The organism is Azonexus sp. IMCC34842 (assembly GCF_050368855.1).
In the GTDB taxonomy this organism is placed as follows: domain Bacteria; phylum Pseudomonadota; class Gammaproteobacteria; order Burkholderiales; family Rhodocyclaceae; genus Azonexus; species Azonexus denitrificans_A.
In genome coordinates this window covers 2,253,752-2,274,436 of sequence record NZ_CP178449.1, presented here as the reverse complement: position 1 = coordinate 2,274,436, position 20,685 = coordinate 2,253,752, and the positions used below count along the sequence as shown (strand labels likewise).

The following is a 20,685-nucleotide window of genomic DNA, read 5'->3' as shown; positions in this document are numbered from 1 at the left end:
GTTGGCCGTCAGCCGGCCACGCTGACCGCAGCCGGCGGTTTCTGCTTGGCGCGTTCGGCAGCGCGGGCATCCATCCAGTTTTTCCAGGCGATCATGCAGCCGAGCAGGATGAAGGCGCCGGGCGGCAGCAAGGCGAGCAGGAAGCCGCTGTAGCTTTCCGGCAGCAGCTGGATCGGATGCAGGCTGGGGAAGACCATGTCGATGCCGCCCAACAGCGTGCCATTGCCGAGCAACTCGCGCATGGCGCCGAGCACGGCAAGCGTCCACAGCATGCCGACGCCCATGAAAATGCCGTCGAGCGTCGATTGCAGCGGCGGGTTCTTGGCGGCAAAGGCTTCGACGCGGGCGAGCACGATGCAGTTGGTGACGATCAGCGGAATGAAGATGCCGAGCACCAGATACAGCTCGTGCAGATTGGCGTTGAACAGCAGATCGACGACGGTGACCAGCGCGGCGACGATCAGGATAAAGACCGGGATGCGGATTTCATGCGGGATGAAGTTGCGCAGCGAGGCGACGGCAAAGTTGGAGAGCGCCATGACCAGAATGGTGGCCAGCGACAGCATGATGCCGTTTACCGCATTGGTCGTCGTCGCCAGCAACGGGCAGAGGCCGAGGATCTGCGCAATCGAGGTGTTCTGTTTCCAGATGCCGTTGCCGGCAATGGTCTTGAATTGGTCACGGGTGATCATTTGACAGCTCCCGTTGTGGAAAATAACGCATCGCGGTTGGCCTCGGCCCATTTGACGGCCTTGAGCACGGCTTTGCTGACGGCGCGCGGGGTGACCGTGGCACCGGCGTAGTAATCGATACGGCCGCCGTCCTTCTTCACTTTCCAGTCGCGCTCCGCCACCTCGGCCAGCGACATCGTCCGGAACTGGGTGATCCACGGGCGGGCCTTGTTCTTGTCTTTCTTGACTTCGACGTAATCGCCGAGGCCCGGCGTTTCCTTGTGCTGGGTGACGCGGACGCCGGCCACCTGGCCATTGGCGCCGATGGCCAGGATCAGCCTGATCTTGCCGGCGTAACCATCCGGGGCGATGGCTTCAAAGACCAGCGCCACCGGCTGGTCACCGCGCCGTGCCCGGTAAAGCGTCGAAGGGTCGGTCAGCCCGAGCTCCGGAGTTGCCGGCAGGATGAGCGTGTCGTCGAGCAGGGCGTTGTCGTACTCGTTGCGCGGCAGGACTTCGTCGACCAGCTTCATTTTTTCTTCGGCCGCCGATGCCTCGATCGACGGTTTGGTCCACAGATAGGCGCCGGACAGCAGGCCGGTGAAAACGATGATGAAAACGAACAGGATTGCCGCCGTGCGGACGGCCATGCCGGTCGCGGTGAATTGGCGCGTCGCACTCATGCTTTGTCCTTCATGCCGAAGATCGGCGGCTGGGTCAGCAAGTCGATGACCGGTGCACACAGATTCATCAACAGGATGGCGAAGGCGACGCCATCCGGATAGCCGCCAAAGACGCGAATGATGTAGGCGAGCAGGCCGGCCCCGGCGCCGAAGATCAGCTTGCCGCGCGGCGTCGTGCAGCCGGAGACCGGGTCGGTGGCGATGAAGAAGGCGCCGAGCATCGCGCCGCCGGAAAACAGGTGAAAGAGCGGGCTGGCGAACTGCGTCGGCTGGTACAGCCAGAGTCCGCCGGAAATCAGGGTCAGCGCGCCAATGAAGGCGAGTGGGACATGCCAGCTGATGATCTTGCGCTGCCACAGCCACAGACCGCCCAGCAGATAGCCGGCGGCCACCCATTCCCAGCCGCGCCCGGCGAAAGTGCCGAAAATGTCCTGATTGGCCAGCAGGTGGGCGACATCGACCTTGCCTTCGCCCAGTTTCAGGGCCGTCTTCAGCGCATCGAGCGGCGTCGCGCCGGAGAGGGCGTCAAGGCGTGGGGCGAAGCCGAGAATGACATTGATCTGCTCGATCAGACCGGCTTGCAGACCGATGCTTGGCCATTGCGACATCAGCGCCGGGAAGGCGACGATGCAGACGGCAAAGGCGATCATCGCCGGATTGAAGGGATTCTGACCGAGGCCGCCGTAGAGATGCTTGGCGACGACGATGGCGAAGAAGGTTCCGGTGACGACCAGCCACCACGGCGCCAGCGGCGGAAAGGTCAGGGCGATCAGCCAGGCGGTGACGATGGCCGAGCCGTCGGCCAGGAACATCGCCTGCGGTTTGCCCTGGACGCGGAGCATCAGGGCTTCGGCGAGCAGCGCGGCCAGCGAGGCGATGACCAGCTGGACCAGAATGGCCGGGCCGACCAGCCAGGCGTAAGCGGCGATGCCGGGAATCAGCGCGAGGCAGACTTGCGTCATCACCTGGCTGACACTGACGTCCTTGAGGAGGAAGGGGGCGGGGGCGAACATCATTCGGTTTTCTGGCTATTGTCGCCGGCCGGAACGACTGCTTCCGGCGTCGTCGGTTCGAGAACCGTACGGCGTGCTTCGATTTCGGCGATATCCCGTTGCTGCTGTGGGCTCAGGGTTTCGGTGTTTTTAGGCTGGGCTGCTTCACGCTGCGCTTTGGCGCGTTCGATGGCTGCTTGAATGGTCGCCATTTTTGCCGCTTTTTCGGCATCGACCGGAGCGCTCGGCGCGACATCGGCCGGTGCCGCTGCTTCGTCGGCGTCGGCTGCGGCAGCCACCGCAGCTTCCGCGGCCTTCTTGGCGGCTTGGGCGGCGGCCGCTTTGGCCAGCTTCTCGGCCTTTTCGGCTTTCTCGCGCTCGTCGCGCAATTGCTTGAATTCGAAACGGGTCTTGGCGCCGTCGGCCGCATTCTTTTCCCGTTCGCGGGCCCAAATTTCGCTCTTGGCAAAGCGGAAATACTGGACCAGCGGGATGCGCGACGGACAGACGAACGAACAGCAGCCGCATTCGATGCAATCGAAGATGTGATATTCCTGCGTCTTGCCGAAATTCTTGGCGCGCGAGAACCAGTACATCTCGAACGGCTGCAGTTCGTGCGGGCAGACCGTGGCGCAGGAGCCGCAGCGGATGCACGGCATTTCCGGCGCCTTGGGCGGGAACAGGCGGTCGCAGTGGGCAATCAGGCAGTTGGTCGCCTTGACCACCGGAACCTCGGCATTGGGCACGAGAAAGCCCATCATCGGGCCGCCCATCACGATGCCGTCGGTATCCGGGTGCGGCTGGGCGAGCTTGAGCAATTCGCCCATCGGCGTGCCGATCAGCACCTCGTAGTTGCGTGGCTGGTCGACATTGCCGCTCAGCGTGACAATCCGCGAGACGACCGGTTCGCCATGGGCGATGGCGCGCCAGGCGGTATAGGCGGTGGCGACGTTGAAGCACTGGACGCCGAGGTCGGTCGAGCGTTTTGACGCCGGCACTTCCTTGCCGGTCAGCACGCGGATCAGTTGCTTGGCACCGCCGGCCGGGTAGAGGGTCGGCACCTGGACAACGAGAAATGATTCGTTCAGCGCGGTGATCGCCGCCCGCATCGCGGCGGCGGCTTCCGGCTTGTTGTCCTCGATGCCGATCAACACCTTCTTCGGCTGCAGCAGGTCGCGGAAGATGCCGATGCCGCGCACGACTTCCTCGGCCCGTTCGCGCATCAAGAGGTCGTCGCAGGTGATGAAAGGTTCGCACTCGGCGCCGTTGATCACCAGTTCATCCATCGGCACGGTCTTGGCCGGGGTCAGCTTGCCGTGGGTCGGGAAAACCGCGCCACCGAGGCCGACGACGCCAGCCTGTTGCAGGCGCTCGCGGACTTCCTCGGGTTTTAGCGTCTTGTAATCAAGCGCTTCGCGGGCAATCCATTCATCCTTGCCGTCCGGTTCGATGACGACGCAGAGGGCGTCGAGGCCGGAGGGATGGGGCTGCACATGCATTGCCACGTCCACTACGGTACCCGAGGTCGGGGCGTGGACAGCAGCCGAAATCCAGCCATCCGCCTCGCCGATCAACTGGCCCTTGAGAACCGTGTCGCCGGCCTGGACCACCGGGCGTGGCGTGCCGCCGATGCTCTGGTGCAATGGCACGATCAACCGGGAAGGCAGCGGCGCCTGGGCAATCGGCAAACCGACGGACTGCGTCTTGTTGGTCGGCGGCTTGACGCCGCCCTTGAATTTGAACAGGTTCATCAACATCAGGCGGCTTTTATGCCACCGGCACCGCCGGTGGGGGTATCCCTTGCGGGCATCGATATGGTTTTGATTTCGACGACCGGATATTTCCATTTCCAGTTGTCGAGGTTTTCGCCGATCGGCTCCATGCGGATGCATTCAACTGGGCACGGCGGCAGGCACAGTTCGCAGCCGGTGCACAGCGGCGCGACGATGGTATGCATCTGCTTGGCCGCGCCGACGATGGCGTCGACCGGGCAGGCCTGGATGCACAACGTGCAGCCGATGCAGGTCTGTTCATCGATGATGGCGACCTGCTTGGGCTTTTCCTCGGCTTCCAGATCCTTGACTTCGCGGCCGAGCAGGTCGGCCAGCTTTTGCACGCCTTCCATGCCGCCGGGCGGGCACAGGTTGATATCCACTTCACCCTTGGCGATGGCTTCGGCGTAGGGCTTGCAGCCGGCGAAACCGCACTGGCCGCATTGCGTCTGGGGCAGGATGCCTTCGATTTTTTCGACCAGCGGGTCGCCTTCGACCTTGAACTTGATCGAAGCGAAGCCGAGCGCGGCCCCGAGGACGACGGCCCCGAGGGCCATGATGGCGATGGCGAGCAGGATGTCCATTATTGATACTTGTCCAGGCCGGCGAAACCCATGAAAGCCAGGGCCATCAGGCCGGCAGTGACCATCGCGATGGCGACGCCGCGGAAGTGCACCGGCACGTCGGCGCCCTCGACCCGTTCGCGGATGCCGGCGAAGAGAATCAGTACCAGCGAGAAACCGATCGCGCTGCCGGCGCCGAAGAGCAGCGAATCGACGAAGTTGTAGCCATTCGAAACGTTGAGCAGCGGCACGCCGAGCACGGCGCAGTTGGTGGTGATCAGCGGCAGGTAGATGCCGAGCGTCTGCTGCAGCGTCGGCGAGGTCTTGGCGATGACCATTTCAGTGAGCTGGACGATGGCCGCGATGGTGACGATGAAGGACAGCGTGCGCAGGTATTCCAGACCGAACGGCATCAACAGGTAATGGTCGATGATGTAGCTCGCCCCGGTCGCCATGGTCAGCACGAAGGTCGTCGCGGCACCCATGCCGTAGGCGGTTTCCAGTTTCTTGGAAACGCCCATGAAGGGGCAAAGACCGAGGATCTTCACCAGCACGACGTTGTTGACCAGCACCGCGCCGACGAGGATGAATAAGTAGTGGCTCATATTTTGAAAAAGCTTCGGTCGCGCATTATCGGGTTTTGGCGCAGGGCAAACAACCGCGCCTTGCGTATGGACTTATATGGATTTCCGCATGACGTTAGCCAGGGTTTCCGCCACTTCGCTGACCAGATCCGGGCCGCGGTAGATGAAGCCGCTGTAGAACTGGACCAGGCTGGCTCCGGCCTTGATCTTTTCGGCCGCGTCTTCGCCGCCCATGATGCCGCCGACGCCGATGATCGGCAGTTCGCCGGCCAGCGCCGCCGAGAGCTTTTTCAGCACCGCCGTCGATTTGCCGAAGACCGGCGCGCCCGACAGGCCGCCCGTTTCATTGCCGTTCGGCAGGTTCTCGACACCGTCGCGCGACAGCGTGGTGTTGGTGGCGATCACGCCATCGATGCGGTGGCGACGCAGCGCATCGGCGATCGCGGTGATTTGCGCGTCGTCGAGGTCGGGAGCGATTTTCAGCGCCATCGGCACGTACTTGCCGTGCTTCTCGGCCAGTTGTTCCTGTTTCGCCTTGAGCTGGGCGAGCAGGTCGTCGAGCGCCTCGTCCTTCTGCAGTTCGCGCAGGTTCTTGGTGTTCGGCGAGGAAATATTGACGGCGACGTAGCTGGCGTCGTTGTAAACCTTTTCCAGGCAAATCAGGTAATCGTCGGCCGCCTTGTCGATCGGCGTCGTCGCGTTCTTGCCGATGTTGATGCCGAGGACGCCGCCCTTTTTCGGGAAATCAGCCGCCCGGACGTTCTCGAGCAGCTTGTCGACGCCGGCGTTGTTGAACCCCATCCGGTTGATGATGCCCTGTGCTTCCGGGATGCGGAACAGGCGCGGCTTCGGGTTGCCGTCCTGCGGACGCGGTGTGATCGTGCCGATTTCGAGGAAACCGAAACCGAGACCGGCCAGGCCGTCGATATAGTCGCCGTTCTTGTCCAGGCCGGCGGCGAGGCCGACCGGATTGGGGAAGCGGATGCCCATGACGTCCACCGGGCAAGGGGTCACCGGTTTGGCCAGCAAGCCGGCCAGGCCGCTCGCGTTCAGGAAGGAGACACCGCTCATGCCGATACCGTGGGCGGTTTCGGCGTCGAGCGCGAAGAAGAATTTGCGGATGAGTGGATAGAGCATAGCCCGCGATTTTACCGTAATGCTGCCCGCCGTGCCGCGCCGAATAGGCGTTTTGGCCTAGCCGCCGATCATTTGTCGCAAGCCGAGCAACACCCCCATGCCGACGATGAACGGCAGCCACGGATTGCGCCACAGGGCCGCCGCGGCAACGGCGGCCGCGGCCGCGGCGAGTTTCGGATTGAACACTTCGAGCGCGCCGCCGACGACCAGCACATCCGGCATGACGATCGCTGCCAGCGCGGCGGCCGGCGCGTAGCGCAGGGCGCGCTGGACGACCGAGGGCAGGGCGACGCGGTTGCCGAGGACGATGAAGATGGCGCGCGGCAGGGTGGTGGCGAGGCCGATCAGAATGAAAATGAGCCACAGCGAAGCGTCGTAATTCATCGCGGCGATCTCCGGTGTTCCCAGTGTTCGGCGGCAAAACCGGCGGCGATGCCGGCGATGATGCCGACCACGACGCCGAGGCGCAGCGGCATGTTGCGCAGCAGTGTCGCGCTCGCTCCGCCGACCAGCGCGGCGACCAGCATCGGGCGGATGCGGGCCATCGGTACGAGCAGCACGATCAGCGCAATGGTCGCCATGAATTCCAGCGACCACGCCTTGGGGATGACGCCGGCGGCATGGATGCCGAGCAGCGCGAAGGTTTGCCAGAGCAGCCACGACCAGATGGCTGGGGCGAGGTAATAGCCGAGGCGCCAGCGCGGGTCGTCGTTCTGCAGCATCTTGTCGAGGCAGGTGGCGAAGACGCCGTCGGTCAGCAGGTGGCCGGCCAGCCAGCGGCCCGGCGCACCGACGCCGCGAAAGCCCGGGGCGAGGGCGGCGCTGAAAATGACGAAGCGCAGGTTGAGGGCTAGTGCCGTGGTGACGATCAGCCACAGCGGCGTCCCGGCGGCGATCAGCGGCAGCGTGCCGAGCTGGGCGGTGCCGGCGAAAACGATGACGTTCATGCCCATCGCCTGGAGCGGCGTGAATCCGGCACTGACCATCGCCATACCGACGACCAGCGCCCACGGCACGAGGCCGACCGAGAGCGGCAGGAAAACGATAAAGCCCTCACGGGCGCCGGACCGGAAACTCGAATGCACCGCGCTTCTCTCCTTTGCTCGACGGCCGCAAAGCATACCGTCAGGCGGCGCTCGCACCAAGGCCGGCTCGCGCAATTTTCCCGGCTGACGCACAATGGGCAAGGAGCCGCCGAAACCTTGGCGATGGGCCGCCCGGCCCGTTGTCCGGCAGCCCTTGGGGAGATTCGTCATGCCCGCCATTGCAGCGACAGATAAGCAGTACGTGCTCGCCCTCGACCAGGGAACGACCAGTTCGCGGGCCATCCTGTTCGATCGGGCGGGCCGGCTGTGCGCCGTCAGCCAGCAGCCGTTCGCCCAGTCCTACCCGCAGCCCGGCTGGGTCGAGCAGGACGCCGGGGAAATCTGGCAAAGCCAGCTCGCCGTGGCGCGCGCCGTGCTGCGCGACAACGGCATCGGGGCCGGGCAGATTGCCGCGCTCGGTATTGCCAATCAACGCGAGACGACGGTGCTGTGGGATCGCCGGAGCGGTGTGCCGCTCGCCCCGGCGATCGTCTGGCAGGACCGGCGGACGGCCGGGCAGTGCGCGGCGCTCGCCGAAGCCGGCGCTGAAGACCTGTTCGCCGGGCGCACCGGGCTGCGTCTCGACCCGTATTTTTCCGGCACCAAGCTGGCCTGGCTGCTCGACCACATACCCGGCGCCCGGGGGCGGGCCGAAAAAGGCGAGCTGGCTTTCGGCACCGTCGATAGCTGGCTGGCCTGGAAACTGACCGGCGGGCGAGCCCATGTCACCGACCCGTCGAATGCCTCGCGCACGCTGCTGTTCGATATCCATCGTCAATGCTGGGATGCCGAGCTGCTCGCCCGGCTCGCCATCCCAGCCGGGCTGCTGCCGCGGGTGGTGGACAGCAGCGGCGTCGTCGAGTCGATTGATGCCGACTGGCTGGGCGCTGCCATTCCGCTGGCCGCGCTGGCCGGCGATCAGCAGGCGGCGACGTTCGGCCAGGTTTGCCTGCGGCCGGGCATGGCCAAGAACACCTACGGCACCGGCTGTTTCGTGCTGATGAATGCCGGCCGGCAGGCGCAGCCATCGCAGCACCGGCTGTTGAGCACCATCGGCTGGCGTTACGCCGGGCAAACGACCTACTTGCTCGAAGGCAGCGTGTTCATGGGCGGTGCGCTGATCCAGTGGCTGCGCGACGGTCTCGGGATGATCGCCAGCAGCGCCGAGGTTGAAGGGTTGGCCGCTGCAGTACCGGACAGCGGCGGCGTCTATCTGGTGCCGGCCCACACCGGCCTCGGTGCGCCCTATTGGGACCCTTACGCCCGCGGTGCCTTGCTCGGCCTGAGCCGGGGCAGCGGTCGCCCGCAGATCGCCCGCGCCGCGCTGGAGGCGATCGCCTTCCAGAGCGCCGAGGTGCTGCTCGCCATGGAGCAGGATGCCGGGCATCGGCTGGCCGAACTGCGCGTCGATGGCGGGGCGGCGGCGAACAATCTGCTGCTGCAGTTCCAGGCCGATCTGCTCGGCGTTCCCGTCGTCCGCCCGCAGATCACCGAGACGACGGCGCTCGGCGCCGCCTATCTGGCCGGTCTCGCGGTCGGCTTCTGGCAGGACGAATGCGAACTGAGCGCGCTGTGGCAGATCAATCGCCGCTTCGAGCCGGGCCGTTCGGCCGACTGGCGCTCCGACGCACTGGCCGGCTGGCAGCGTGCCGTGCAGCGTTCCCTGCACTGGGCGGAGGCCGACTGATGGCCAATACGCCAAGCCGCGCCGAACAACTCGCCACGCTGCGTGCCGGGCAGCGCTGGGACGTGCTGATCATCGGCGGCGGAGCGAGCGGCCTCGGGGCGGCGGTGGATGCCGCGGCGCGCGGCTATTCGACCCTGCTGCTGGAGCGCGGCGATTACGCCTCGGGCACTTCGTCGCGCAGCACCAAACTGATCCACGGCGGCGTGCGCTATTTGCGCCAGGGCGATCTGGGCCTCGTCCGTCATGCTCTGATCGAACGCCGCCGCCTGCTCGCCAACGCCGGTCATCTGGTCCATCCGCTGCCTTTCGTTATCCCGGCACGGAGCGCCTTCCAGCGGCTGTATTACGGCAGCGGGCTGAAACTCTACGACCTGTTGGCCGGGTCGAGCAATCTGGCGCCGTCGCGGCTGCTCGACCGACGCCAGACGCTCGCCGCATTGCCCGGCCTGAGTCCGCGCGGCCTGAGCGGCGGTGTGCAGTATTGGGACGGCCAGTTCGACGATGCCCGGCTGGCCATCGCGCTGCTGCGCACCGCCGGCGATTTCGGGGCGACCTGCCTGAACTATCTGGCGGTCAGCGGCTTGCTCACCGCCGGCGGCAAGGTCTGCGGCGCGGTCGCCGAAGATGGCGAAAGCGGTGAGCGTTTCGAGCTGCCGGCCAAGGTGGTGATCAACGCCACCGGCGTGTACGTCGATGCCGTGCGCCGTTTCGAGGCGCCGGCCGCGTCGCCGGTGCTGACGCCCAGCCAGGGCATCCATCTGGTGCTCGATGCCGCTTTCCTGCCCGGCGAAACGGCGCTGCTCATCCCGGAAACGGCCGACGGCCGGGTGATGTTCGCCATTCCCTGGCTGGGCAAGGTGCTGCTCGGTACGACCGATACCGAACGCGACGATCTGCCGGACGACCCGCAGCCTTTTGCCGGGGAAGTCGATTTCCTGCTGCAGACGGCGGCCGGGGTGCTGGCCCAGGCGCCGCAGCGGGCCGATATCCGCAGCGCCTTCGCCGGCCTGCGCCCGCTGCTGCATCCGGACGATGCAGGCAAGGGCGGCACCGCGGCGCTGTCGCGCGAACATGCCGTGCTGGTCAGCGCCGGCGGGCTGGTGACGGTGGCCGGCGGCAAATGGACGACCTACCGGCTGATGGCCGAACAGGTCGTCGACCGGGCGGCCGCGGTCGGCCAGTTGCCGGCCGTGCCGTGCACTACCGCGAGGCTCAAACTGCATGGCTGGAATGGCCTGTCCAGTGGGCCGTATGGCACCGATGCTCCGCTGCTCGCCGCCTTGCCCGGGCACGACCGGCTGCTCCATCCCGACCTGACGCTGACCGAGGCGATGGTCCGTTTCGCGCTGCGCCACGAAGGCGCGCGAACCATCGAAGACATCCTGGCCCGGCGCCATCGCGCGCTGTTTCTCGATGCGCGGGCCGCTGCGGCGTGCATCGCGCCGGTCGGCGACATCGTCGCCGAGGAACTGGGCCTGTCGGCCGAGCGTCTGGCTGCGCTGGTCAGGCAGGCCGGGCAGCGGGCCCGGCAGTTCCGGCTTGATGGCGGTGCGCCGGCCGGAACTCAGCGCTGAATGGCGGTGGCCGGGCGGAGCACGGTAAATACCAGGCTGGCCGCCAGCGCCAGCCCTGCCGCCACGGCAAACGCCAGGCTCGGCGCGACCGCCCACAAGGCCCCGGCGAGCAGCGAGGCCGGCAGATAGAGCAGGCCGGTCGTGAAGTTGTAGACGCCGATTGCCGTGGCGCGTCGCTCGGGTTCGAGGTCGGCAATGAAAGCCTTGCTCTGCGATTCCTCGATCGCATAGAACAGTCCGTAAATGGCCAGCGCACCGACGATTTCCCAGCGGCTGGCGGCGACCATCAGCCACAGGTTGATCACTGCGTAGACGGCATAGCCAAGCAGCACGATGCGGCTGCGCCCGATGTGGTCGCCGAGGCGGCCGACGAGAGGCGCGGCGAGCACACAGGTAGTGTTGAACAGGGCGTAGAGCAGGACGATTTCGGTGACGCTGAAGCCGACGGCATGGGCCTTGAGCAGAATGAAGCCGAGGCTGAAATAGGCCAGGGCGAAGACGCTGGCCGGCCAGAGAAAACGCTTGAAGGCGGGGCTGAGCTGTTGCCAGTTGCGGCGCACGCTTTCGCGCCGATGGGCCGGGCCGGGCTGATCCGGGATGCGCGTCAGCACCAGCACGCTGACGACGGCCGGGACAAAGGCGACCATAAACAGCGTGGCATAGGTGCTCGTCGACTCGCCCAGCCAGGCCAGCAGCGCATAGGCGATCAGCGGCCCGAGCACGGCTCCCGATTTGTCGAGGGCCTTGTGCACGCCGAAGGCATAGCCGCGCGAGCCCTGGGCGGCGATCGATGACAGCCAGGCATCGCGCGGCGGGCCGCGAAAACCCTTGCCCAGGCGCTCGATGACGCGAAAGATGCTGAGCCCGATGAGCGAGGAGGAGAGCAGCAGGATCAGCTTGGCCAGCGTCGAAAAGCCGTAACCGGCGGTGGCGAACCATTTGCGCCGGCCGCTGCGGTCAGACAGCCAGCCGGCCAGGTAGTTGAGCGACGAAGCCGAAAAGTCGGCGAGCCCCTCGATCAGTCCGAGCAGCGCGCTGGAGGCGCCGGCCACGGTGGTGAAGAAGAGCGCGAATACCGAAAAGATCATTTCCGAACTGAGGTCGGTGAGAAAGCTCACCAAGCCGAGCTTGAGGATGTCGGGATGGAGGCGCGGCGGCGGCTGCACGGCGGGCGCTGGACTGCTTCAGTCGGACTGCCGGGCCGGTGCCAGGCGGCGAATCTGGCGGCCGACCAACTGGCGAAAACGCGGGCTGTGCAGGCAGATGCCACCGACCAGGCCAACCAGGCAACCGAGGATGGTATCGAGAAAGCGCGCCTCGATCAGTGCCGATGGCGAGCTCTGGCCGAGGGTAGTGGCTTCGACCAGCAGGATGGTCATCGGCGTGATGAAGATGGCGGCCAGTGCGTAATGCCGGACGACCAGCATTTCGATCACGAAGGCGAGGGCGATCATGACCAGCGATATGCGCCAATTGTCGAGCGGCAGCATCAGCAACCCCCAGGACAGCAACAGACCGACGCCGGTGCCGATCAGCCGCTGCAACTGCTTGTTCCACACCGCCCGCAAGGACATGCCCTGGATCACGGCCAGGCAGCTGATCGTCACCCAGTAGGCCTGAGTCAGTTGCAGCGCCTGGGCCAGAGCCAGCGAGATGCCGACGAAGCTGCCGATCACGATCGAATCGAAGACGACGAAATCGAAGGTCGGCGGCGGCAACGGGGTAACCGGCTTGGCGGGCTGCGAGCGCAACATGTACACGCTGTAGAAAAAGGCGATCAGGCAGGCCAGCAGGCAGCCCATGGTGAGCAGGCCGACCTTGAGCGGAATTTGCAGCACGTCGCCCGGCGCATTGGCGCCGATCGCCGCGGCCATGATGAAGAAAAAGCTGCCCGGCGGCCCGAGGTTGTAGAAGCGGCAGACCATCGTCACCAGGATGGCGGTAAAGGTCAGGACCAGCATCATGGCCGGCGGAAAGAGATGACTCATCACGCCCAGCGCGTAGCTGGCGATCATCGCGAAGGCGCAGACCATCAACGACACCATTCGGTGATGCAGCGGCGTCTCCGGCAGGTACAGAAATATCAGGCCGCCGAGCGACGAGATCAGGCCGTAATCCATGTGCTCGAAATAGGCGCCGACCAGCAGCGGCAAGCCGGAGGCCAGCGCCGCGGCGAACGGCATCTGCCAGCGTCGGTCGCTGGCGTTGATGGTCGTCAGATGAAGTAATTCGGCGCGAATCAATATCTTCAATCTGAGCCATCGATGCGAGCGCGTCATTGTTCTACCTTTTTGCCTGGGCGGTTACTCGCGGAAAAGGCGAGAACGGATCGGATAAATTTTACTGTGAACCGGCGGCGAGGCACCTGGCGATAGTTTTCAGCGTTTCGTGAAATAGTTGGCTGACAGCCAGGGGGGCTTGCTTTAGCGTGGGAAGCACTGAATGACCCTGTGCTTCTGAAAGGAGCGCTACCATGTCTCGCTTCAACAAGTCCTCGCTGCTGGCTCTTGAGACAACCGCCGCCCGCTCGGCCGCCTATCTCGATGCCTGCGATTTCGGCGGCCAGTACTGTCGGCTGGACCCCGGCTTTTACCAGGCCTGCGGTGATGTTCTGATCAAGATCTTCGCGATGGTCGATGCCGAGAAAGCCTTTCCCGATTTGCTCGAGCACTCGGCGGCAGCCCGCGAAATCGCCGATTCGATCCAGATCGGCCGGCGAATCGAGCTGAGCCGGCTCGGCTACTATCCGCAACTTGCGGTATTGCTCGACCGGGTCACGGCCTGAGCGCCTGACCGGAAATCGCGACGAGGCGCGCTGCTACTTGAGCCGGGCGCGCTGGCGCAAAGGCTGTTTTTGTAACAATTGCTAACAGGCAGTCTGTGGCCGCTCCGGCTAAACTAGCGGCCATGCCGAATCCCCCGACCCGATTACTTGCCTTGCTGTGCTGTCTGAGCCTTCCGGCCATGGCTGCCGGGCTCGGCGACCCCTTCGCGACCGAAAGCATGGCGCCGCTCAAGCCGTCGCCGCAACTCGCCGCCCGCGTCGGCGAAGCGCCCTGTACCACCGATATTCCAGATGCGCCGCTGACGGCCATCGAGGCCGTCGATCTGACGCTGTGCAACAACCCGCAGACCCGCGAAGTATGGGCGGCGGCCCGCGTCCAGGCGGCGCTGGTCGGGGTCGCGCAGTCGGCCTGGCTGCCCGACCTGGATGGCCGGATGAGCGGTGGGCGGACCTACTCCGAAGCGCGCAACTATAACCAGAGCAGTGCGGCGCTGACCCTGTCCTGGCTGCTCTACGATTTCGGCCAGCGTTCGGCCAATATCGAGAACGCCCGGCAATTGCTCAGTGCGGCGGCGTCGACCCAGAACGCCACGGTCCAGGCGCTGTTCCTGGCTGCACTGCAAGGCTATTACAGCGCCCAGGCGACGCGCGCCGCGGTGCTCTCGGCGACCGAGGCCGAACGGGCTGCCCGCGAAAGCTTCGCCGCGGCCGATGCGCGCTACAACGTCGGCGTCGGCACGCCGGCCGACCGTCTGCAGGCGCAGACCGCCTGGTCGCAGGCGACGCTGAACCGCATCAAGGCCGAGGGCGAGGCGAGGAATGCGCTGGGCACCCTGGCCAACGCCATGGGCTTCGACGCCCAGCAGCGGATCGTCCTGGCTGACATTCCGGCGGCGATGCCGGATGGCGCATTCCAGAAGGATGTCGATGCGCTGATCGCCGATGCCCGGGCCCGTCGCCCGGATCTGCAGGCGGCCGAGGCGCAGCTCAAGGCGGCCGAAGCCGGCGTCGATCTGGCCCGCGCCCAGGGGCGGCCGACCGTCAGCCTGTCGGCCGGGCCGACCTGGCAGGAGGTCGGCGGGGTGAGGACGAATGCCCAGACCGTCGGCCTGACGCTTAGTGTGCCGATCTTCTCCGGTTTTGAAACGACCTACCGCGTGCGCTCGGCGGCCGCCCAGGCCGAAGTCAAGGCGGCGCAGCGCGACCGTCTGAACAAGCAGATCGCCCTCGATGTCTGGCGCGCCTACCAGAGTCTGACCACTGCGACGCAAAGCCTGAAGACGACGGCCGATCTGGTGGCCAGTGCCGAGCAGTCGGAGCGGGTGGCGCTCGGCCGCTACAAGGCCGGGGTCGGCACCGTGCTCGAACTGCTGACGGCGCAGAGCGCGCTGGCCAGCGCCCGCCTGCAGCGCATCCAGGCCGGGCTCGACTGGAACGTATTTCGCGCCACCCTGGCCCAGGCCATGGGCGCTCTCGATTACACGCTGCTGCAAGCGGCAGCGGAAGGAAGACCATGAAACGCATCAGCACCATCCTTATCGGCGCCACGGTCGCCGCCGGCCTGATCGGCGGCGGCATCTGGTATGCCAGGCAACGCGCGGCGCAGGACCCGGAACAGCGCTACAAGCTGACCAACGTCGAAAAAGGCGAGGTGACGCAGACGGTTTCGGCCAACGGCACGCTCAATCCGGTGGTCCTGGTCAGCGTCGGGACGCAGGTTTCCGGCACCGTCAAGAAGCTGTACGTCGATTTCAACGACCCGGTCAAAAAAGGCCAGGCCTTGCTCGAACTCGACGATGCGCTGGTTTCCGCCGCCGAGCGGCAGAGCGCGGCGAGTGTCGCCAACGCCCAGGCCGCCCTCGAACTGGCCCAGGCCAACGAGGCGCGCATCAAGCAACTGTTCGCCCAGGAGTATGTCTCGAAGCAGGAGTACGACCAGTCCCGGCAAGCCCTCAAATCGGCCAACGCCCAACTGGCGCTGGCCCGCGCCCAGAACGAGCGCGACCAGGCCAACCTGAATTTCACGGTGATCCGCTCGCCGGTTGACGGCGTGGTCATCGACCGCGTCGTCGATCTCGGTCAGACCGTGGCGGCCAGCTTCCAGACGCCGACGCTGATCAAGATCGCTCAGGATCTGTCCGAAATGCGCATCGACACCAGTTTTGCCGAAGCCGATATCGGCCTGATCCGCGAAGGCCAGAAAGCGCGCTTCACCGTCGATGCCTTCCCGAGCCGCAACTTTGTCGGCGATGTGCAGCAGATTCGCCTGAACCCGACCAATCAGCAGAATGTCGTCACCTACAATGTCCGCATCAATGTTGCCAACCCGGAACTGGTGCTGCTGCCGGGCATGACCGCCTACGTCAATATCGGCGTGCAGAAGCGCCAGGAGGCGCTGCTCGTGCCGAATGCCGCCTTGCGCTTCAAGCCGGCCGAGGCCGCCGAGAAGAAACCGGAAAATGGCCAGAAACCGGCCTCGCCGACTGCGCCCGGGCCGGGCATGGGGGCGGGCGCTGATGGCGGCGGGGCCAAGGGGCCGGGCGACAAGAAGGGCAAGAAGCGCGACGGCCAGAGCGGTACCGTCTATGTGCTGGCTGGCGGCGAAATCAAGCCGGTCAGTGTCCAGCTCGGCATTACCGACAACCGCAATACGGAAATCGTCGGTGGCGACCTGAAGGCCGGCGATCGCGTGGTCACCGGTGAAAACACCAACGGTATCAAGCCGCCCTCCAGCGTCGGCATGCGGATGTTCTGATGGCTGAACCGGTCATCCGGGTCGTCGGCCTGGGCAAGTCCTACGAAACCGCCGCCGGCTTGTTCCCGGCGCTGCGCGGCGTCGATCTGGAAATTCATCCCGGCGAGTACATCGCCATCATGGGGCCGTCCGGCTCCGGCAAATCGACATTCATGAACCTGCTCGGCTGCCTCGATACGCCGACCGTCGGCGACTATTTCCTGGCCGGGCAGAACGTCGCCCAGATGGACAACGATGCGCTGGCCATCCTGCGCAACCGGACGCTCGGCTTCGTCTTCCAGGGCTTCAACCTGCTGCCGCGGATGAGCCTGCAGGACAACGTCGCCTTGCCGCTGGTCTATGCCGGCGCCGACAAGGACAGCCGGCGCGCCGCGGCGCGCGAATTGCTCGACAAGGTCGGCCTCGGCAAGTACGCCGAGTCGCTGCCCAACCGCATTTCCGGCGGCCAGCAGCAGCGCGTGGCGATTGCCCGGGCGCTGGTCAACAAGCCGCGCCTGATTCTCGCCGACGAGCCGACCGGCAATCTCGACAGCCACACCAGCGAGGAAATCATGCGGCTGTTCGGCGAACTGAACGGCGAAGGCATCACCATCGTGCTGGTCACCCACGAACCGGACGTCGCGGCGCATGCCAAGCGGCAGGTCAAGTTTCTCGACGGCGAAATCGTCAGCGATCACCTGACGGAGCATGCCGCATGCTGAAGGCCATGCTCAGCGAAGCCTGGCTGGCGATGGGCGCCAACCGCCTGCGCACGGCGCTGACCATGCTTGGCATGGTGATCGGCGTCGGCGCCGTGGTCATCATGCTGGCCATCGGGCAGGGCGCCCAGTATGCGGTGCAGCAGACGATCAGCACCATGGGTTCCAATCTCTACATCGTGCTCTCCGGCTCCTTCACCACGGCCGGCGTGCGCAGCGGTTCGGCCGGCGGGCCGACGCTCAACGTCGGCGATGCCGAGGCGATCGCCGAACTCGATGGCGTCGCCAATGTCGCGCCGACCCATCAGGGCTCACGGCAACTGGTTTACGGTTCGCAGAACTGGAGTACCCAAGTGGTCGGCACGACGCCGCCCTACCTCGATGCGCGGGCCTGGAACGTGGTCAATGGCGCCGCCTTCGGTGATTCCGACGTGCGCTCGTCGACGCGCGTCGCGCTGATCGGCAAGACCGTGGCGCAAAACCTGTTCGGCGACGAGGACCCGGTCGGCAAGACCATGCGCATCCAGCAGAACCCGTTCACGGTGATCGGCGTGCTCGGCAGCAAGGGCCAGAACCTCGACGGCCGCGACCAGGACGATACCGTGATCATTCCGCTCAGTACCGCCCAGCGCAAGGTCTTCGGGACGCCTTTCCTGGGCTCGGTGCGGATGATCATGGTCCAGGCCGAATCGGCCGAGGCCATGCCCAAGGTCGAAGCCGGCATGACCGCCTTGCTGCGCCAGCGCCACCGCCTGCGCGACGGCTCGCCCGACGATTTCTTCATGCGCAACCTGTCGGCCGCCGCCGAATCCGAGGCGGAAACGACGCGCACGATGTCCATCCTGCTCGGCGCCATCGCCTCCATTTCGCTGCTGGTCGGCGGCATCGGCATCATGAACATCATGCTGGTGTCGGTCACCGAACGGACCCGCGAAATCGGCATCCGGATGGCCATCGGCGCCCGCCAGAAGGACATCCTGACCCAGTTCCTGCTCGAAGCGGTGATGATCTCCTTCGCCGGCTGCCTGCTCGGGCTGGTCCTCGGCCTGGCCATTGCGCTGGGGATCAACCTGGCCACCGGCATGGTCGTCGTCATTTCCGGCAGCGCCGCCCTCATTGCCTTCGCCGTGGCGGCTGCCGTCGGTATCTTCTTCGGCTGGTATCCGGCCCGCAAGGCGGCGCAGCTCGACCCGATTGAGGCGCTGCGCTACCAGTGACGACAAGGCCAAGCGAGTCGCTTGGCCTTTGGGTTTTGGGCTGCTGGCCGGCCTTAGCCACCTTGGTTATGTAGCACTGCATTGCGGCGGGCGTAGAGGAAATAGATCGCCAGTCCCAACACCAACCAGACCAGGAAGGCTATCCAAGTCAGCACCTGCAAGTGTGCCATCAGGAACAGGCAGAAGCCCACCGACAGCAAGGGCACCACGGGCACCCCCGGGCAGCGGAAGGCGCGGGGCAGTTCCGGGTGCGTGCGGCGCAGCACCAGGACGGAAACGGAGATCAGCGTAAAGGCTGCCAGCGTACCGATATTGATTAGTTCGGCCAGAACATTCAGCGGCACGAAGGCGGCGATGGTGGCAAACACGATGCCGACGGTCCAGGTGGCAAAGTATGGCGTGGCATACACCGGATGCACTACCGAGAGCCGCTTGGGCAGCAGGCCGTCGCGCGACATCGCAAAAATGATGCGCGTTTGCCCATAGGTCATCACCAGGATCACCGTCGTCATGCCGAGGATGGCTCCCAGGTCCACAAAGCCCGCCACCCAGTTCTGGCCGGCAAACTGCAGGGCCAGAGAAATCGGATGATCGACGCCGGCGAAATTCGCGAATGGAACGATGCCGGTCATGATCGCCGAGACGGCCACGTACAGCACCGTACAGACCGTCAGTGAACCAATGATGCCGATCGGCAGGTCGCGGCGCGGATTGCGCACTTCCTCGGCCGCCGAAGTGACTGCATCGAAGCCGATGAAGGAAAAAAACACCAGCGCCGCCGCCTGAAACACGCCAGCGGCGCCGAACGGCGCGAAGGGCTGCCAGTTGGCCGGTTTGACATGCCAGATGCCGACGCCGATGAAGAGCAGCACCACGGCGATCTTGATGGTCACCATCAGGTTGTTGAGGCGGGCGGATTCGCGGGCACCGTGCGACACCACCCAGGTGATGGCGAGCATGATCAGGGATGCCGGCAGGTTCATTATGGTGTGGGCACCCGGTACGGCCCCCGGCGCGGCAGTTAGCGCCGTCGGCAAAGCCAGCCCGAGGCCCGCCATCAGCGACTGGAAATAGCCTGACCAGCCGACCGACACCGCCGACATCGCCAGCCCATACTCCAGCAGCAGGTCCCAGCCGATCATCCACGCGACAATTTCGCCGAGCGTGGCATAGCAGTAGGTATAGATCGATCCCGATACCGGGATCGCCGACGCAAACTCGGCATAGCACAGCGCGGCAAAGCCGCAGGCCATGGCAGCGATGAGGAAGGACACCGTCAGTGCCGGTCCGGCGGTCAGCGCCCCGGTGCCGGTCAGTACGAAAATTCCGGTTCCGATGATGGCGCCGATGCCCATCATTACCAGGTCCACCGGGCCAAGGACCTTTTTCAAGCCATCTTCGCGAGCCATGGCGAGCATGGCGTCGATACTCTTCGTACGAAAGAGGCTCATTGGTAATACTCCTGTGGTCGCCGACGACAGCGGCGAGGCCACGCCGGCTTGTTCCAGGGGCCTACGCAGGGCGTTGCGAGGTCGGACGCTACGAGGCGGTACGGTTGACCGATAAACCGGGAGCCAGGAGATTAATTAGTTGCCACCTACTTGCCGATTTCATGCCGCTTCGGCTGCTGGCAACGGTCTGCTCGTCCCCGGTATGGGGTGTTGTGGCAGAGCCGCTGTCAGCCAGGTTTTGGATTTTGGAATCGCTTAGTTGTGCTTTTTTACCCAGGCGACGTAGCGATCCATCCAGCTTTGCAGGAATGCCTTGCTATCAGGGCCGATATTGCCGGCGCTATCAAATAGACCATCCTTGGCGTGAATGAATGCTTCCGGTTGACCTAGCGTAGGCACGTCCAGGTAGGCGAGAACATTGCGCAAATGCTGTTGCGCCATCGCGGTCCCGATGGCCCCGACCGATACCCCCAACACGCCGGCAGGCTTGCCCGCCCACGCGCTCTGGCCATACGGGCGTGAACCGTGGTCGATGGCGTTCTTGAGGACGCCAGGCATAGAGCGGTTGTATTCAGGCGTGACGAACAATAGACCTTGGGCGGCAGCGATTTCCGCTTTCAGGCGCTTGACCGAAGCGGCCTGTTGCGCATCGTCATCCTGGTTGTAGAGCGGCAGATCGCCAATTTCCAGTTGTTTGAACGAAAACTCCGATGGCGCCAGTTTGACGATGGCACTTGCCAACTTGCGATTGAATGAATCCCTGCGAAGGCTACCGACTACGACGGCAATTTGATATTGGCTCATGTCTGTTTTCCTTACGTTTGCGATTGGAAGTAGAGCTTGCTTTATTGCTGCATGATTCACACCGAACAACTTGAATTTCACTCCCCGCGTTATTTTAAAAAACACGGATGATTGATTCTTTCATAGTTATCAAACGGTAGAGATTCAGTGCCTACGCACCCCGTCGATGCCCCTTCTGTCTGTGATCGTGACACGGTGCCTAAGTTGCACAGTTTCATCCGATTTCG

At 64.9% G+C, this 20,685-nt stretch carries 20 protein-coding genes; 7 read left to right on the top strand and 13 right to left on the bottom strand.

Translation table 11 applies throughout. The features are described from left to right. Positions 1-8: 8 nt before the first annotated feature. The 9 genes from ACLIKD_RS10820 to ACLIKD_RS10780 form a co-directional block, all read right to left on the bottom strand. Positions 9-692 (bottom strand): electron transport complex subunit E, encoded by a 684-nt coding sequence (locus ACLIKD_RS10820; RefSeq protein WP_226416158.1) that lies wholly within the window; start codon positions 690-692, stop codon positions 9-11. Continuing rightward, entirely contained in the window at positions 689-1,354 is a 666-nt protein-coding gene (gene rsxG, locus ACLIKD_RS10815; RefSeq protein ID WP_428825063.1) for an electron transport complex subunit RsxG, read from the bottom strand. Before rsxG ends, ACLIKD_RS10820 begins: the two co-directional genes overlap by 4 nt. After that, positions 1,351-2,370: an RnfABCDGE type electron transport complex subunit D gene (locus ACLIKD_RS10810; RefSeq protein WP_428825062.1), complete on the bottom strand. Its 1,020-nt coding sequence runs from the start codon at positions 2,368-2,370 to the stop codon at positions 1,351-1,353. Before ACLIKD_RS10810 ends, rsxG begins: the two co-directional genes overlap by 4 nt. Further along, entirely contained in the window at positions 2,367-4,103 is a 1,737-nt protein-coding gene (gene rsxC / locus ACLIKD_RS10805) for an electron transport complex subunit RsxC (protein ID WP_428825061.1), read from the bottom strand. Before rsxC ends, ACLIKD_RS10810 begins: the two co-directional genes overlap by 4 nt. Then, positions 4,103-4,702 carry an electron transport complex subunit RsxB gene (gene rsxB, locus ACLIKD_RS10800; RefSeq protein WP_413463912.1) on the bottom strand — a complete coding sequence of 200 codons (600 nt, stop codon included), beginning with the start codon at positions 4,700-4,702 and terminating at the stop codon, positions 4,103-4,105. Before rsxB ends, rsxC begins: the two co-directional genes overlap by 1 nt. Next, a complete protein-coding gene (gene rsxA / locus ACLIKD_RS10795; protein WP_226416154.1) occupies positions 4,702-5,286 on the bottom strand; it encodes an electron transport complex subunit RsxA in 585 nt (194 codons plus the stop codon). Before rsxA ends, rsxB begins: the two co-directional genes overlap by 1 nt. 72 nt (positions 5,287-5,358) lie before the next feature. After that, positions 5,359-6,402, bottom strand: coding sequence for a quinone-dependent dihydroorotate dehydrogenase (locus ACLIKD_RS10790; protein ID WP_428825060.1), 1,044 nt, complete (start codon positions 6,400-6,402; stop codon positions 5,359-5,361). Between the two features lie 57 nt (positions 6,403-6,459). Next, positions 6,460-6,786, bottom strand: coding sequence for an AzlD domain-containing protein (locus ACLIKD_RS10785; RefSeq protein ID WP_428825059.1), 327 nt, complete (start codon positions 6,784-6,786; stop codon positions 6,460-6,462). Further along, positions 6,783-7,487, bottom strand: coding sequence for an AzlC family ABC transporter permease (locus tag ACLIKD_RS10780; protein WP_428825058.1), 705 nt, complete (start codon positions 7,485-7,487; stop codon positions 6,783-6,785). The genes ACLIKD_RS10785 and ACLIKD_RS10780 overlap by 4 nt, the downstream gene beginning before the upstream one ends. A 169-nt stretch (positions 7,488-7,656) precedes the next feature. On the opposite strand from ACLIKD_RS10780, the gene glpK reads away from it, so the two are divergent. Together glpK and ACLIKD_RS10770 are read left to right on the top strand one after the other, a co-directional pair. Further along, positions 7,657-9,174 (top strand): glycerol kinase GlpK, encoded by a 1,518-nt coding sequence (gene glpK / locus ACLIKD_RS10775; protein WP_428825057.1) that lies wholly within the window; start codon positions 7,657-7,659, stop codon positions 9,172-9,174. Then, entirely contained in the window at positions 9,174-10,748 is a 1,575-nt protein-coding gene (locus ACLIKD_RS10770) for a glycerol-3-phosphate dehydrogenase/oxidase (RefSeq protein WP_428825056.1), read from the top strand. The genes glpK and ACLIKD_RS10770 overlap by 1 nt, the downstream gene beginning before the upstream one ends. Here ACLIKD_RS10770 and ACLIKD_RS10765 read toward each other — a convergent pair. Both ACLIKD_RS10765 and ACLIKD_RS10760 read right to left on the bottom strand, forming a co-directional pair. Beyond that, the gene (locus tag ACLIKD_RS10765) at positions 10,739-11,914 is read right to left on the bottom strand and encodes an MFS transporter (protein WP_428825055.1); all 1,176 of its coding nucleotides are present in this window, start codon (positions 11,912-11,914) and stop codon (positions 10,739-10,741) included. The two genes, ACLIKD_RS10770 and ACLIKD_RS10765, sit on opposite strands and share 10 nt — an antisense overlap. An 18-nt stretch (positions 11,915-11,932) precedes the next feature. Further along, a complete protein-coding gene (locus tag ACLIKD_RS10760) occupies positions 11,933-13,027 on the bottom strand; it encodes an FUSC family protein (RefSeq protein WP_428825054.1) in 1,095 nt (364 codons plus the stop codon). A 194-nt stretch (positions 13,028-13,221) separates the two neighbouring features. Here ACLIKD_RS10760 and ACLIKD_RS10755 point away from each other — a divergent pair, with 194 nt between their 5' ends. The 5 genes from ACLIKD_RS10755 (at position 13,222) to ACLIKD_RS10735 (ending at position 18,203) form a co-directional block, all read left to right on the top strand. Next, entirely contained in the window at positions 13,222-13,533 is a 312-nt protein-coding gene (locus ACLIKD_RS10755; protein WP_226470974.1) for a hypothetical protein, read from the top strand. Positions 13,534-13,712: 179 nt separating this feature from the next. Then, entirely contained in the window at positions 13,713-15,050 is a 1,338-nt protein-coding gene (locus ACLIKD_RS10750; protein WP_428825053.1) for a TolC family protein, read from the top strand. Continuing rightward, a complete protein-coding gene (locus tag ACLIKD_RS10745; protein WP_428825052.1) occupies positions 15,047-16,288 on the top strand; it encodes an efflux RND transporter periplasmic adaptor subunit in 1,242 nt (413 codons plus the stop codon). Before ACLIKD_RS10750 ends, ACLIKD_RS10745 begins: the two co-directional genes overlap by 4 nt. Then, entirely contained in the window at positions 16,288-16,989 is a 702-nt protein-coding gene (locus ACLIKD_RS10740; protein WP_428825051.1) for an ABC transporter ATP-binding protein, read from the top strand. Before ACLIKD_RS10745 ends, ACLIKD_RS10740 begins: the two co-directional genes overlap by 1 nt. After that, positions 16,983-18,203 (top strand): ABC transporter permease, encoded by a 1,221-nt coding sequence (locus tag ACLIKD_RS10735; RefSeq protein ID WP_226416142.1) that lies wholly within the window; start codon positions 16,983-16,985, stop codon positions 18,201-18,203. Before ACLIKD_RS10740 ends, ACLIKD_RS10735 begins: the two co-directional genes overlap by 7 nt. A gap of 53 nt (positions 18,204-18,256) precedes the next feature. On the opposite strand, the gene ACLIKD_RS10730 is transcribed toward ACLIKD_RS10735, so the two are convergent. Both ACLIKD_RS10730 and ACLIKD_RS10725 read right to left on the bottom strand, forming a co-directional pair. After that, on the bottom strand, positions 18,257-19,654 hold the full coding sequence (locus ACLIKD_RS10730; RefSeq protein ID WP_428825050.1) for an amino acid permease: 1,398 nt from the start codon (positions 19,652-19,654) through the stop codon (positions 18,257-18,259). Between the two features lie 255 nt (positions 19,655-19,909). Beyond that, positions 19,910-20,458 (bottom strand): NADPH-dependent FMN reductase, encoded by a 549-nt coding sequence (locus tag ACLIKD_RS10725; RefSeq protein WP_428825049.1) that lies wholly within the window; start codon positions 20,456-20,458, stop codon positions 19,910-19,912. Between the last annotated feature and the right edge of the window lie 227 nt (positions 20,459-20,685).

Excerpts from the sequence above, each read along its gene's own strand:
- rsxA (WP_226416154.1), bottom strand. The coding sequence starts at position 5,286 with ATGAGCCACTACTTATTCATCCTCGTCGGCGCGGTGCTGGTCAACAAC.
- ACLIKD_RS10790 (WP_428825060.1), bottom strand. The coding sequence starts at position 6,402 with ATGCTCTATCCACTCATCCGCAAATTCTTCTTCGCGCTCGACGCCGAA.
- ACLIKD_RS10735 (WP_226416142.1), top strand. The coding sequence starts at position 16,983 with ATGCTGAAGGCCATGCTCAGCGAAGCCTGGCTGGCGATGGGCGCCAAC.
- ACLIKD_RS10820 (WP_226416158.1), bottom strand. The coding sequence starts at position 692 with ATGATCACCCGTGACCAATTCAAGACCATTGCCGGCAACGGCATCTGG.
- ACLIKD_RS10730 (WP_428825050.1), bottom strand. The coding sequence starts at position 19,654 with ATGAGCCTCTTTCGTACGAAGAGTATCGACGCCATGCTCGCCATGGCT.
- ACLIKD_RS10770 (WP_428825056.1), top strand. The coding sequence starts at position 9,174 with ATGGCCAATACGCCAAGCCGCGCCGAACAACTCGCCACGCTGCGTGCC.
- ACLIKD_RS10760 (WP_428825054.1), bottom strand. The coding sequence starts at position 13,027 with ATGACGCGCTCGCATCGATGGCTCAGATTGAAGATATTGATTCGCGCC.
- glpK (WP_428825057.1), top strand. The coding sequence starts at position 7,657 with ATGCCCGCCATTGCAGCGACAGATAAGCAGTACGTGCTCGCCCTCGAC.
- ACLIKD_RS10745 (WP_428825052.1), top strand. The coding sequence starts at position 15,047 with ATGAAACGCATCAGCACCATCCTTATCGGCGCCACGGTCGCCGCCGGC.
- ACLIKD_RS10725 (WP_428825049.1), bottom strand. The coding sequence starts at position 20,458 with ATGAGCCAATATCAAATTGCCGTCGTAGTCGGTAGCCTTCGCAGGGAT.
- ACLIKD_RS10740 (WP_428825051.1), top strand. The coding sequence starts at position 16,288 with ATGGCTGAACCGGTCATCCGGGTCGTCGGCCTGGGCAAGTCCTACGAA.
- ACLIKD_RS10810 (WP_428825062.1), bottom strand. The coding sequence starts at position 2,370 with ATGATGTTCGCCCCCGCCCCCTTCCTCCTCAAGGACGTCAGTGTCAGC.
- rsxB (WP_413463912.1), bottom strand. The coding sequence starts at position 4,702 with ATGGACATCCTGCTCGCCATCGCCATCATGGCCCTCGGGGCCGTCGTC.
- ACLIKD_RS10750 (WP_428825053.1), top strand. The coding sequence starts at position 13,713 with ATGGCTGCCGGGCTCGGCGACCCCTTCGCGACCGAAAGCATGGCGCCG.
- rsxG (WP_428825063.1), bottom strand. The coding sequence starts at position 1,354 with ATGAGTGCGACGCGCCAATTCACCGCGACCGGCATGGCCGTCCGCACG.
- ACLIKD_RS10785 (WP_428825059.1), bottom strand. The coding sequence starts at position 6,786 with ATGAATTACGACGCTTCGCTGTGGCTCATTTTCATTCTGATCGGCCTC.
- rsxC (WP_428825061.1), bottom strand. The coding sequence starts at position 4,103 with ATGTTGATGAACCTGTTCAAATTCAAGGGCGGCGTCAAGCCGCCGACC.
- ACLIKD_RS10755 (WP_226470974.1), top strand. The coding sequence starts at position 13,222 with ATGTCTCGCTTCAACAAGTCCTCGCTGCTGGCTCTTGAGACAACCGCC.